This window comes from Ferrovibrio sp., assembly GCF_029255545.1.
Lineage (GTDB): Bacteria > Pseudomonadota > Alphaproteobacteria > Ferrovibrionales > Ferrovibrionaceae > Ferrovibrio.
On record NZ_JANLJJ010000045.1, the window covers coordinates 1 to 13,380 of the forward strand.

Annotated in this window: 9 protein-coding genes; 8 read left to right on the top strand and 1 reads right to left on the bottom strand. The window is 63.8% G+C overall.

What is annotated here, in order from left to right:
- From Q1J79_RS09015 to parC, 6 genes are all read left to right on the top strand, one after another.
- A partial coding sequence (locus Q1J79_RS09015; protein WP_300299411.1) for a hypothetical protein occupies positions 1-314 on the top strand: 314 nt, incomplete at its 5' end.
- 35 nt (positions 315-349) lie between these two features.
- The gene (gene rpoC, locus Q1J79_RS09020) at positions 350-4,672 is read left to right on the top strand and encodes a DNA-directed RNA polymerase subunit beta' (protein WP_300299413.1); all 4,323 of its coding nucleotides are present in this window, start codon (positions 350-352) and stop codon (positions 4,670-4,672) included.
- Between the two features lie 104 nt (positions 4,673-4,776).
- Positions 4,777-5,034: a type II toxin-antitoxin system VapB family antitoxin gene (locus tag Q1J79_RS09025; protein ID WP_300299415.1), complete on the top strand. Its 258-nt coding sequence runs from the start codon at positions 4,777-4,779 to the stop codon at positions 5,032-5,034.
- Positions 5,031-5,429 (top strand): type II toxin-antitoxin system VapC family toxin, encoded by a 399-nt coding sequence (locus Q1J79_RS09030; protein ID WP_300299417.1) that lies wholly within the window; start codon positions 5,031-5,033, stop codon positions 5,427-5,429. The genes Q1J79_RS09025 and Q1J79_RS09030 overlap by 4 nt, the downstream gene beginning before the upstream one ends.
- Positions 5,430-5,476: 47 nt before the next feature.
- Positions 5,477-6,259 (top strand): DNA repair protein RecO, encoded by a 783-nt coding sequence (gene recO, locus Q1J79_RS09035; RefSeq protein WP_300299419.1) that lies wholly within the window; start codon positions 5,477-5,479, stop codon positions 6,257-6,259.
- A 33-nt stretch (positions 6,260-6,292) separates the two neighbouring features.
- Complete coding sequence (gene parC, locus Q1J79_RS09040) at positions 6,293-8,530, top strand: DNA topoisomerase IV subunit A (RefSeq protein ID WP_300299421.1); 2,238 nt, start codon at positions 6,293-6,295, stop codon at positions 8,528-8,530.
- 76 nt (positions 8,531-8,606) lie between these two features.
- Here the strand turns inward: parC and Q1J79_RS09045 are convergent, their stop codons facing one another.
- On the bottom strand, positions 8,607-10,304 hold the full coding sequence (locus Q1J79_RS09045) for an AAA family ATPase (RefSeq protein ID WP_300299423.1): 1,698 nt from the start codon (positions 10,302-10,304) through the stop codon (positions 8,607-8,609).
- A 646-nt stretch (positions 10,305-10,950) separates the two neighbouring features.
- On the opposite strand from Q1J79_RS09045, the gene Q1J79_RS09050 reads away from it, so the two are divergent.
- Entirely contained in the window at positions 10,951-11,751 is an 801-nt protein-coding gene (locus Q1J79_RS09050; RefSeq protein WP_300299425.1) for an undecaprenyl-diphosphate phosphatase, read from the top strand.
- Positions 11,752-11,782: 31 nt separating this feature from the next.
- Positions 11,783-13,380 (top strand): AMP-binding protein (locus Q1J79_RS09055; protein ID WP_300299427.1); only part of this gene is annotated, 1,598 nt, incomplete at its 3' end.

The window sequence follows — 13,380 nt, forward strand, 5'->3', positions numbered from 1 at the left end:
ACAAGATCCACGCCCGCTCGATCGGCCCGTACTCGCTGGTCACCCAGCAGCCGCTTGGCGGCAAGGCGCAGTTCGGCGGCCAGCGTTTCGGCGAAATGGAGGTCTGGGCGCTCCAGGCCTACGGCGCCGCCTACACGCTGCAGGAAATGCTGACGGTGAAGTCGGACGACGTGGCCGGCCGCTCGAAGGTCTACGAGGCCATCGTGCGCGGCGACGACAACTTCGAAGCCGGTATTCCGGAATCGTTCAACGTGCTGGTCAAGGAGATGCGGTCGCTCGGACTGAATGTCGAGCTGTCGCAGCGCTCCTACTGATCATCACGCAACGCATCCTCCGATAGGAGACAGACATGAACGAACTGAGCAACGTTTTCGGCCAGCCGCAGGGCGCCCAGAGCTTCGACCAGATCCAGATCTCGATCGCATCGCCGGAGCGCATCCGCTCCTGGTCCTACGGCGAGATCAAGAAGCCGGAGACCATCAACTACCGGACCTTCAAGCCGGAGCGCGATGGGCTGTTCTGCGCCCGCATCTTCGGGCCGATCAAGGACTACGAGTGCCTGTGCGGCAAGTACAAGCGCATGAAGTATCGCGGCGTGATCTGCGAGAAGTGCGGCGTCGAAGTCACGCTCTCCAAGGTCCGGCGCGAGCGCATGGGCCATATCGAGCTGGCCTCGCCGGTGGCGCATATCTGGTTCCTCAAGTCGCTGCCCTCGCGCATCGGCCTGATGCTGGACATGACGCTGAAGGATCTCGAGCGCATCCTGTATTTCGAGAACTACGTCGTGGTCGAGCCGGGCCTCAGCCCGCTCAAGCAGTTTGACCTGCTGACGGAAGAGCAGCTCTACCGCGCCCAGGATGAATATGGCGATGACGCCTTCGTCGCCAAGATCGGCGCCGAGGCGATCCGCGACCTGCTGATCGCCATCGACCTGGAAAAGGAGCGCGAGAATATCCGCCAGGAGCTGGCCGAGACGACTTCGGAACTGAAGCCGAAGAAGCTGGTCAAGCGCCTGAAGCTAATCGAGTCCTTCATCGATTCCGGCAACCGGCCGGAATGGATGGTGCTCACCGTGGTGCCGGTGATCCCGCCCGAGCTGCGCCCGCTGGTGCCGCTGGATGGCGGCCGTTTCGCCACCTCGGATCTCAACGACCTGTATCGCCGCGTCATCAACCGCAACAACCGCCTGAAGCGGCTGATCGAGCTGCGCGCGCCGGACATCATCGTGCGCAACGAAAAGCGCATGCTGCAGGAAGCCGTCGATGCGCTGTTCGACAACGGCCGCCGCGGCCGCGTCATCACCGGCGCCAACAAGCGTCCGCTGAAGTCGCTGTCCGACATGCTGAAGGGCAAGCAGGGCCGCTTCCGCCAGAACCTGCTTGGCAAGCGCGTCGACTATTCCGGCCGTTCGGTCATCGTGGTCGGCCCCGAGCTGAAGCTGCACCAGTGCGGCCTGCCGAAGAAGATGGCGCTCGAGCTGTTCAAGCCGTTCATCTACTCCAAGCTTGAGCTGCGCGGCCTGGCCGCCACCGTCAAGATGGCGAAGAAGATGGTCGAGAAGGAGCGGCCGGAGGTCTGGGACATCCTCGAAGAGGTGATCCGCGAGCATCCGGTGCTGCTGAACCGCGCGCCGACCCTGCATCGCCTGGGCATCCAGGCTTTCGAGCCGACCCTGATCGAAGGTAAGGCGATCCAGCTGCATCCGCTGGTCTGCGCCGCGTTCAACGCTGACTTCGACGGCGACCAGATGGCGGTGCACGTGCCGCTGTCGCTGGAAGCCCAGCTCGAAGCCCGCGTGCTGATGATGTCGACCAACAACATCCTCAGCCCGGCGAACGGCAAGCCGATCATCGTGCCGTCGCAGGACATCGTGCTCGGCCTGTATTACCTGACCATGGAACGCGCGGCGCCGCTCGGCAACGTGCTCAAGGTCAAGGATACCGCGGCGCTGCTGAAGGCCTGGACGGAAGACGACGTCATCCTGTTCGACCCCAAGACCAACGTCGAAATCCCGAAGACCGCGGTGAAGGCCGAGCTTGAGCGCCTGATCCAGAATGGCGCCGTCGTGGAGAAGACCCCGGTCTTCTCGACCGTCGCCGAAATCCAGCAGGCGCTGGATGCCAAGGCGATCAGCCTGCACCACCGCATCAAGGCCCGCCTCAACACGGTGGATGCCGAGGGCACGCCCATCGTGGCCCGCGTCACCACCACCCCGGGCCGCATGCTGCTGAGCGAGATCCTGCCCAAGCACAAGAACGTGCCGTTCCGGGTGATCAACCAGCAGCTGACCAAGAAGGAGATCACCAACGTCATCGACGTGGTGTATCGCCATTGCGGCCAGAAAGAGACCGTCATCTTCTGCGACCGCATGATGGCGCTCGGCTTCAACCGCGCCTTCAGGGCCGGCATTTCCTTCGGCAAGGACGACATGGTCGTGCCGCTGACCAAGGAAAAGCACATCGATGACACCAAGAAGCTGGTCGGCGAGTACGAGCAGCAGTATCAGGACGGCCTGATCACCCAGGGCGAGAAGTACAACAAGGTGGTCGATGCCTGGTCGCAGTGCACCGACCGCGTCGCCGACGAGATGATGAAGGTCATTCAGACCGATATCGACCAGGTCTCGGGCGAGCGCAAGCCGATCAACTCGATCTGGATGATGGCCCATTCCGGCGCCCGTGGTTCGGCCGCCCAGATGAAGCAGCTCGCCGGCATGCGCGGCCTGATGGCCAAGCCGTCGGGCGAGATCATCGAGACGCCGATCATCTCGAACTTCAAGGAAGGCCTCACCGTGCTCGAGTATTTCAACTCGACCCACGGCGCCCGTAAGGGTCTGGCCGATACCGCGCTGAAGACCGCCAATTCGGGCTACCTGACCCGTCGCCTCGTCGACGTGGCGCAGGATTGCATCATCACCGAGGAGGATTGCGGCACCGAGCGCGGCCTGACCGTGCGCGAGGTTGTCGAGGGCGCCGAGGTGATCGCCACGCTCGGCGAGCGCATCCTCGGCCGTACTGCCGCTGTCGACGTCAAGCACCCGCTGACCGGCGAAGTGCTGATGCCGGCCGGTGGCCTGATCGAGGAGCGCGACGTCGACATCATCGAGACGGCCGGCGTGGAAAGCATGCTGATCCGCTCGGTGCTGACCTGCAACTCGGAAACCGGCGTCTGCGGCAAGTGCTATGGCCGCGACCTGGCGCGCGGCACCAAGGTGAATATCGGCGAAGCCGTCGGCGTCATCGCGGCGCAGTCGATCGGCGAGCCGGGCACCCAGCTGACCATGCGTACCTTCCATATCGGCGGCACGGCGCAGGTTGCCGAGCAGTCGAGCCTGGAAGCCGCCTATGACGCGACGATCAAGATCGTCAACCGCAACCTGGTGACCGACAGCCAGGGCCGGTTCGTGGTGATGGGCCGCAACTGCGAGGTTGTGCTGGTCGATGCCAACGGCCGTGAGCGCGCCCGCCACAAGGTGCCCTACGGCGCCCGCCTGGTGGCCGACGAAGGCGGCAAGGTCAAGAAGGGCCAGCGCATCGCCGAGTGGGATCCGTATACCCGCCCGATCATCACCGAGCGCGAGGGTCTGGTGCATTACCGCGACCTGGTCGAGGGCGTGTCGGTCCGCGAGGCCACCGACGAGTCGACCGGCATTTCCTACAAGGTCGTCTCCGACTGGAAGCAGAACCCGAAAGGCAGCGAGCTGCGTCCGCGCATCACCCTGCGTGACGCCAAGGGCGAGGTGCTCACCCTGGTGAGCGGCGCCGAGGCCCGCTACTACCTGTCGGCGGACGCCATCCTCTCGGTCGAGGACGGCTCGCAGGTGCATGCCGGCGACGTGCTCGCCCGTATCCCGGTGGAAGGCACCAAGACCCGCGACATCACGGGTGGTCTGCCGCGCGTCGCCGAGCTGTTCGAGGCCCGGCGTCCGAAGGACCATGCGGTGATCGCGGAGATCGATGGCCGCGTCGAGTTCGGCAAGGATTACAAGGCCAAGCGCCGCCTGATCCTGAAGCCGGCCGAAGAGGGCACCGATGCGGTCGAGTACCTGATCCCGAAGGGCAAGCACATTGCCGTGCAGGAAGGCGACTTCGTGCGCAAGGGCGACCATCTGCTCGATGGCAACCCGGCGCCGCACGACATCCTGAAGGTGATGGGCGTCGAGGCCTTGGCCAACTATCTCGTCAACGAGATCCAGGAGGTCTATCGCCTGCAGGGCGTGAAGATCAACGACAAGCACATCGAGGTGATTTGCCGCCAGATGCTGCAGAAGGTTGAGATCACCGACCCGGCCGACACCACCTTCCTGATCGGCGAGCAGGTTGACCGCAGCGAGTTCGACGAGGTCAACGCCAAGACGGCTGCCGAGGGCCGCAAGATCGCCAAGGCGATGCCGGTTCTGCTCGGCATCACCAAGGCCAGCCTGCAGACCCGGTCGTTCTTCTCGGCCGCCTCGTTCCAGGAGACCACCCGCGTGCTCACCGAGGCCGCCGTCGGCGGCAAGGTGGACAAGCTGATCGGCCTCAAGGAGAACGTGATCGTCGGGCGCCTGATCCCGGTCGGCACCGGCGCGATGATGAACCGCATGAAGTCGCTGGCCGCCCAGCGCGATCGCGACTTCGCCGATGCGCTGGAAAGCGAGCTGCAGGCCGCCGTCGGCGACGCCGCCGAGTAAGCCTGGGGTGCATATCAAATAGAGAAGGGCGGTCCCTTGGGCCGCCCTTTTTCTTTGACCAGTATGGTAGAAAGGTATATAATGCTAATGAAAAGGTAGAATACATGGGCCTGAATATCAAGAACGCCGAAGCCGAGCGGCTGATTGAGGAACTCGCTGCCCTGACCGGAGAGACCAAGACCGAGGCGGTCGCCCGGGCGGTGCGCGAACGCATCGAACAGGAGCGTCGCAAGCGCGGTCGGGCAGGGTTGGCCAAAACGTTGCTGGAAATTGGGCAGCGTACTGCGCCGCTATTCAAAGAGCCCTTTAAGTCAGTTGAGCATGGTGATTTGCTTTATGATGAAAAGGGCTTGCCGAAGTGATCCTCGACAGTTCAGTGATCATTGCCATCCTGCGTGATGAGCCGGAAGCATCGCAGTTCAGGGAGGCCCTGACCGAAACCGGTGATGCATTGCGGATGTCGGCGGCCAGCTATCTGGAAGCCGCGATTGTCGTCGATGGCAGTCGGAATCCGATCCTGAGCCGGGAACTGGATCAGTTGTTTGGTGCGGTTGGCCTGGTGATCGAACCGGTCACCGAGAAACAGGCGCGCATCGCCCGCGAGGCCTATCGGGATTTTGGCAAGGGCAGCGGTCATCCGGCCCAACTCAATTTCGGCGACTGCTTCGCCTATGCCCTGGCCAAGGATTTGGGTGAGCCGCTGTTGTTCAAGGGCGAGGATTTCCACCATACCGATGTTCGGCCAGCCTTGGCCTGACGTCGTTGCCGCTTGTCCAGCAGGTGGAATCATCCTAAGCCATCAGCATGGATTGGCAGGATGAAGGCGTTGTCCTCAGCGTGCGGCACCACGGCGAGAATGCCCGCATTCTCAATCTGCTGACCGAGGCGCATGGCCGTCATGCCGGACTTTTGCGCGGCTCCGGCCAGAGCGGCGGCCGGGGTGGCGCGATGCAGCCGGGCCAGATCGTCCGCGCGGACTGGCGCGCGCGCCTGTCCGAGCAGCTTGGCTATTACACGCTCGAATCCCTGCAGCATCCGGCGGCGCTGATGCTCGACGATCCGGCGCGGCTGGCGGCCCTGAGCTCGGCCTGCGCGCTGATCGACGCTGCCCTGCCCGAGCGTGAACCGCACCCGAACCTGTTCGCCGCCACCAGGGCTTTGTTCTCGCTGATGGCCGAGTTGCCCGAGCCCGAATCCTGGGGCGCGCTCTACGTGCGCTGGGAGATCGGACTGCTGTCCGAGATGGGTTACGGCCTCGACCTGGACAGCTGCGCCGCCACCGGCGCGTCCGACAACCTGACCCATGTCTCGCCGCGCACCGGCCGCGCGGTCTCGGCCGAGGCCGCCGCGCCCTATGCCGAGCGCCTGCTGGCCCTGCCGGCTTTCCTGGTGCCGGGCCGCAGCGGCGCCATGGGGGAAGCCGGCGCGGGGCCACGCGATTCGCGGCAGGAGATGCTGGACGGCTTCGCGCTCACCGGCCATTTCCTGGAAAACCGCCTGTTCGCCCAGCTGCATGCGCCGCTGCCGCTGGCGCGCGCCAGGCTGCTCGACATCCTGCACCGCCCGGAGAGGCGGGCCGAAGAATAGAAACAAAGCCCCGTCTGGTGTAGAACACGCGCCATGAGCAAGCATCTTCCGCCCAAAGACATCCCCGAATCGATTCGCAACGTGCCGCTGCCCGATGCGCTGTCCGAGCGTTATCTGGCCTATGCCCTCAGCACCATCACTTCGCGCTCGCTGCCCGATGCCCGCGACGGCCTGAAGCCGGTGCAGCGCCGCGTGCTGTTCGCCATGCGGCTGCTTAAATTAGACCCCAATGCCGGCTACAAGAAATGCGCCCGCGTCGTCGGTGACGTGATCGGTAAATACCATCCCCATGGCGACCAGTCGGTCTACGACGCGCTGGTGCGCCTGGCGCAGGATTTCGCCCAGCGCTATCCGCTGGTCGACGGCCAGGGCAATTTCGGCAATATCGACGGCGACAACGCCGCCGCCATGCGATACACCGAGGCGCGCCTGACCGAGGTGGCCAATGTGCTGCTGGCCAACCTCGACGACGAGACGGTCGATTTCCGCCCCAATTACGACGGCGAGAATGACGAGCCGGTGGTGCTGCCGGCCGGCCTGCCCAACCTGCTGGCCAACGGTGCCAGCGGTATCGCCGTGGGCATGGCGACCTCGATTCCGCCGCATAACCTGCCCGAGCTGTGCGACGCGCTGCTGCATCTGATCAAACATCCCAATGCCTCGATCGACAAGCTGGTGGAATTCGTGCAGGGCCCGGACTTCCCCACCGGCGGCATTCTCGTCGAGCCGTTGTCGTCGCGGCTGGAAGCCTATCGCACCGGCCGCGGCAGCTTCCGCCTGCGCGCCAAATGGCAGAAGGAAGAACTGCCGCGCGGCACCTGGCAGATCGTCGTCACCGAAATCCCCTATCAGGTGCAGAAATCCAAGCTGATCGAGCGTATCGCCGAACTGATTACCGACAAGAAGGCGCCCCTGCTCGACGACGTGCGCGATGAATCGGCCGAGGATATCCGCCTGGTCATCGTGCCCAAGAGCAAGAATATCGAGCCGGCCGTGCTGATGGAAAGCCTGTTCCGCAGCACCGACCTGGAGACGCGCTTCCCGCTCAACCTCAATGTGCTCGATGGCGGCAAGCTGCCCCGGGTGATGAACCTGCGCGAGGCGTTGCAGGCCTATCTCAATCACCGCCACGAGGTGCTGGAGCGCAAGAGCCGCTACCGCCAGGGCAAGATCGAGCATCGCCTGGAAGTGCTTGATGGCTACCTGATCGCCTATCTCAACCTCGACGAGCTGATCGAGATCATCCGCCGCGAGGACGAGCCCAAGCCGGCGATGATCAAGCGCTTCAGGCTCACCGACGTGCAGGCCGAGGCCATCCTCAATATGCGCCTGCGGTCTTTGCGCAAGCTGGAGGAGATGGAGCTGCGCGGCGAGCACAAGGAGCTGTCGAAGGAACTGGCCGAGCTTAAGAAACTGCTGTCCGACGAAGCCCTGCGCTGGCAGGCGATTGCGACGGAAGTGCATGAGCTCAAGAAGCAGTTCGGCCCGAAGACGGCCCTGGGCCGGCGCCGCACCAATATCGGCGACGCGCCGGTGATTTCGGACGAAGCCTTTGACGTGCTGGTCGAGCGCGAGCCGATCACCGTGATCTGCTCGGCCAAGGGCTGGATCCGTGCCATCAAGGGCCATGTCGCCGACGATGGCAGCGCCGCCTACAAGGAAGGCGACAAGGGCCGCTTCTGGCTGCATGCCGAAACCACCGACAAGCTGGTGCTGTTCGGCACCAATGGCCGGGCCTATACGATCAATTGCGACAAGCTGCCGCGCGGCCGCGGCCATGGCGAACCGGTGCGCCTCACTGTCGATCTCGGCAACGACCAGGACATCATCGCCTTGTTCAAGTACCAGGGCGAACGCAAATTCCTGGTCGCCTCCAGCGACGGGCGCGGTTTCGTCTGCGCCGAAGCCGAGATGCTGGCCGCCACCCGCACCGGCAAGCAGATCCTGAACGTGCAGGCGCCGGCCGAGGCCTGCGTGTGCGGCATCGTCGAGGGCGACACCGTGGCGGTGGTGGGCGACAATCGCAAGCTGCTGCTGTTCCCCTTGAGCGAGTTGCCCGAGATGACCAAGGGGCGCGGCATCACCCTGCAGAAATACAAGGATGGCGGCCTGTCGGACGCCAAGACGTTCACGCTGAAGCAGGGCCTGAGCTGGACGGATTCATCGGGGCGCACCAAGACCGAGACCGACCTGAAGGAATATCGCGGCGACCGCGCCCAGGCCGGTCGCATCGTGCCGCGCGGCTTCAACAAGAATAACCGCTTCAGCTAGGCCGGGTTGCACTGATGGCGAAGTGACAGGGGAGGGCGCCGGCCTTCCCCCTGATCAATGCGGGGCGCCGCCGCCCTCACACGTCCAGCCGGCGTCCGTCGAACTGGAGTTGGATTGCCGGCGCGGCCGCGGCATTGCCCGGTGACGAGGCGCGCGTCGCATGGGTATCTGCCCAGCGGCGCATGGCGGCGATCTCCTCCTGGCGCATTTTCGCCAGCGGAACGATTCTCTCCAGGGTCGATTCCAGATCGCCGACCGCAAGGTCATGGCCGGTGTCATCGCCACGCCGGCGATGAAAGGCGGCGATCAGCGCCTCGTTGATCCAGGATGCGATTTCCGCGCCGGTCAGCGCGATGTCGTCGCCGAATTTTTCCGGTCCGGAGATGCGGGCCAGGTGATCGATATCGAACAATTCCGGGTCGCGGCCAGTTTTCCGGATCTGGATGTTGATGATCTCGCGGCGTTCGTCGTGGGTCGGCAGGTCGACGAAGAATATCTCGTCGAAACGCCCTTTGCGCAGGGTCTCCGGCGGCAGGTGCTCGATCGCGTTGGCGGTCGCGAAAACGAAGACCGGAGACTGCTTTTCCTGCAGCCAGGTGAGGAACGTGGCCAGCACGCGCAGGGAGGTTCCGCTGTCGCCCACATAGCCATGCGTGCGGGGCAGGCCCTTTTCGATTTCGTCGATCCACAGCACGCAGGGCGCGACGGCCTCGCAGACCTGGATCGCCTCGCGCATCCGGCTTTCCGACGAGCCGACCAGTGACGAAAACACCTTGCCCATATCCAGGTTGATCAGGGGCAGCCGCCAGGCGGCGGCGACGCTTTTTGCGGAGAGCGATTTGCCGCAGCCCGGCACGCCGGTCACCAGAACGCCTTTCGGCGGGGCGATGCCGAACGAGCGGCCGCTGGCGGAGAAAGCATCATCGCGCAGGTTCAGCCATTGCTTCAGCAGGTCCAAGCCGCCGACATCGCCAAGCGACAGGCTGCGGGAATCGATATATTCAAGGATGCCGCTTCGGCGGACGATCTGCTGCTTCTGCCGGAAAATCGCTTCCACATCCTTGGCGTTGAACTTCATGTCGTCGACGATGGCTTTCGACAGGCAGTTGTCGATCTCCGCCATGGTCAGGCCGATCGCGGAATCGACCATGCGGCCGACCAGGGTCGGGTCCGGGTCGATCTTGAAGGCGCTGTTTGTTTTCAGCTTGGTGATCAGGGATGTGACATGCGCCTCGATCTCCACGCGGCTGGGCAGCGGCAGGTCGATGATGGAGACCTCTTTCTCCAGTTCCGTCGGAATGTCGGTATTCTGTGATACGATCAGGCAATTCGCGTGATAGCCATGCGTGCGGATGGCGATGATCAGGTCGCGCAGCTTGCGGCGATGGATCGGATTCGAGCTGCGATCCGACAGATAGGATTGCGGGTCGAGGAACACAAAAAGATAGCCGCCCTTATGCCGGTCCTTATGCGTGACCAGGCGGTCGAACAACTCGATGGTGGTGGCGAGTTCCGAAAAGGCGGCCTGCGTCGCCGCCGGGAACGGGCCCGGCGCGCCGTCCAGCAGGTCATGGCGGTCCAGCGGGGTGTTATCCACATTGTGAACCCCGCGACTGGTGCTCCAGACGATAACCTTCTTGTTCATCTCCGTCGCAAGATCCTGCAGGATCGTCAGGGCGCGATCCTCCTCGTGGGTGGCGACCTGGATCAGCGGAAACCGCGCCCGGATCAGCAGACGGAGTTCTGCGGAAAATTCCTTGGCGTCACGAAGCATCACTCACCTCAATGTCTTGAATGGAACGGCGATCCGGAAATGAACTGGTGGTTTCATTTATACTGCTAATCACACGCACAGAAGTTTAATAAGGAGATTCTGTTTGAACAATGAACGGATTGTCGCCTGCGGTGTTTGAAATGACTCTCAGGTAGCAATCGTATGCAGCCCTGTCCGTGCGGGAAAGGGAAAGGGCCCGCGGTGGGACTGCCGCAGGCCCTGGATCGAAGGCGTGGATCGAAGTCCTGGAGCGAAGCCTTGCCGGATGGCCGCCCCTAACTGAACACGCCAAAAAGATACAAAAGAATAATAACCGGGATGGGTATCCCCAGCAGCCAGAGCAGAATGGCCCGCATCGCGTTCTCCTTGTTCTGTCTCTCTGTGCTGATCAGAACGCCCGTTGCGGCATTTTGTTTCACCGTCCTTTCTGTCTCTGGCCGGCCGGGCCTTCCCGCGTCGTCGCTGAGGTTTGATACTGGGGCGCCCTTGCTGAGTCGGGGTGCTTGTACTAGTTTTGTTCTTTATGTTCCGCGAAGCAGGGTTGGCTCGTGCTCCTCATAACATTGTATTCAAAACCACAGGTCAGATTTGACGCCGGGAAACCCGATCAGGCTTGGTTTGGCGCGGTTCGGCATGGGGGCGCCCGATGCTGACCGATTACCTGCAGGCCGCCCTGCTGGGAATTGTCGAGGGGCTGACGGAGTTTATCCCGGTTTCCTCGACCGGCCACCTGATCCTGCTGGTTGACCTGCTGGGTTTCCAGGGCCCGCCCGGCAAGGTATTCGAGATCGCCATCCAGCTCGGCGCCATCCTGGCGGTCTGCGTGGTCTACTGGCAGCGCCTGTTCGATACCCTGATCGGCTTGGGGCGCGACGAGACCGCCAACCGCTTCACCGTGAATATCCTGCTCGGCGTGATACCGGCCCTGGTGATCGGCGCGGCGGCGCACGGCTTCATCAAGAGCGTGCTGTTCAATCCCTGGGTCGTCTCGGTGGCCCTGGTGGTGGGGGGGCTCGTCATCCTGGTGATCGAACGCTTCGCCGGGCGAGGGGAGGTGCGCAGCGTGGATGATTTCAGGTTCGGCCTCAGCCTGAAGATCGGCCTGCTGCAATGCCTGGCCATGATCCCTGGCGTGTCGCGGTCGGGCGCCACCATCATGGGTGCGCGCCTGCTGGGCGTGCAGCGCGCCGCCGCTGCCGAGTATTCCTTCTTCCTCGCCGTGCCCACCATGGTGGCCGCCACCAGCTACGACCTTTACAAGAACTGGTCATCGCTCACGCTGGACGGCCTGGGGCTGATCGCCGTTGGCCTGGTCGTGTCGTTCATCTGCGCCGCTCTTGTCGTGCGTGGCGTGGTTGCCTTCATCAATCACTATGGCTTCGTGCCGTTCGCCATCTATCGCATCGTCGTCGGCCTGGTGATGCTGGCCATCTTGGGCCTGCGCTGAACAATGAAAAAAGACCCGGAGGAAACCGTCCATGTCAGAGGCGCTGCCGCCATCGGTTTTTGAGGCTTTCGCCGCCACGGCGCGGAAGCACCCGGAAAACAGCTTCCTCTGCATGCCGTCGCGTCCGGGGCGTGACTATGCGCCGGACGGGCAGGAGCTGAGTTATGGCGCGGTGGCGCGGATCGTCGATGACCTGCGCGCCCGTTATGCCGCCGCCGGGTATGGCATCGGCCATCGTGTCGGCCTGCTGCTGGAAATGCGGCCGGATTTCTTTTTCCATTACCTGGCGCTGAACGCGCTCGGCTGCGGCATCGTGCCGGTCAATCCCGACTACCGGCATGACGAAATGCTCTACCAGATGCAGCATTCCGAGGCCGACCTGGTGGTTGCCGCGCCGCATCGTGTGGCCGACATGCGGAAGGTGGCGGCCGACCGTGGTGAAAAGCCGCTGCCGGTGCTGGATGCCGGCAGCCTGCCGGCTAGGTTCCCGTCACCGATCCTGAAGGCGCAGGCCGGACTGCCCGGTCACGACACCGAAAGCAACCTGCTCTACACCTCCGGCACCACCGGCCGGCCCAAGGGCTGCGTGCTGACCAATTTCTATACGCTGACTGCCGGCGCCTGGTATCGCGATCTCGGTGGCCTGCTGACGGTGAAATACGGCGAGGACCGTTTCTACAACCCGTTGCCGCTGTTCCACATGAACCATGGCGCGGTGACGGCCACCTGCGCCATGCTGACCGCCAATTGCCTGATCCTGACCGAGCGTTTCAGCCCGAACCGTTGGTGGCAGGAAGTGGCCGAGACGCGCGCCACCATCATCCACTATCTCGGCGTGGTGCCGCCGCTGCTGCTCAACCAGCCGGTGACGGAGGACGAGAAACGCCATCGCGTGCGCTTTGGCCTCGGTGCCGGCGTTGAGCCGCAATTGCACAAGCCCTTCGAGGACCGTTTCGGTTTTCCGCTGGTCGAGGTCTGGGGCATGACCGAGACCGGCCGCATTTTTTCCGACTGCCACGAGCCGCGTCAGATCGACACGCGCGCCTTCGGCCGGCCGCTGCCGGGCTTCGAGGCCATGGTGGCCGGCGACGACGGCCGCGAGCTGCCGCGCGGGCAGGAGGGTGAATTGCTGGTGCGCCATTCGGCCGCCGACCCGCGCCGCGGCTTTTTCTCGGGCTATCTGAAAAACGACAAGGCCACGGAGGAAGCCTGGGCCAATGGGTGGTTCCATACCGGCGACGTGGTGAAGCAGTCGGACGACGGCATGCTGTATTTCGTCGACCGTAAGAAAAACATCATCCGTCGTTCGGGCGAGAATATCGCCGCCGCCGAGATCGAGGCCTGCCTGCAGGCCCATGACGCCGTGGCGCAGGTGGCGGTGCTGCCGGCGCCCGACGAGATCCGCGAGGAGGAGGTGATGGCCTGCATCGTTCCGATGCCCGGGCAGCCGGCCACGCCCGACCTGGCCGAGGCGCTGTTTGCCTGGTGTTTCGAGCGGCTGGCCTATTTCAAGGCGCCGGGCTGGGTCCTGTTCGTCGAGACCCTGCCCACCACCGGCACCCAGAAGGTGCAGAAGACGCAGATTTTCAAACCCGGCGAAGACCCGCGCCAGCGGCCGGGGATTTACGA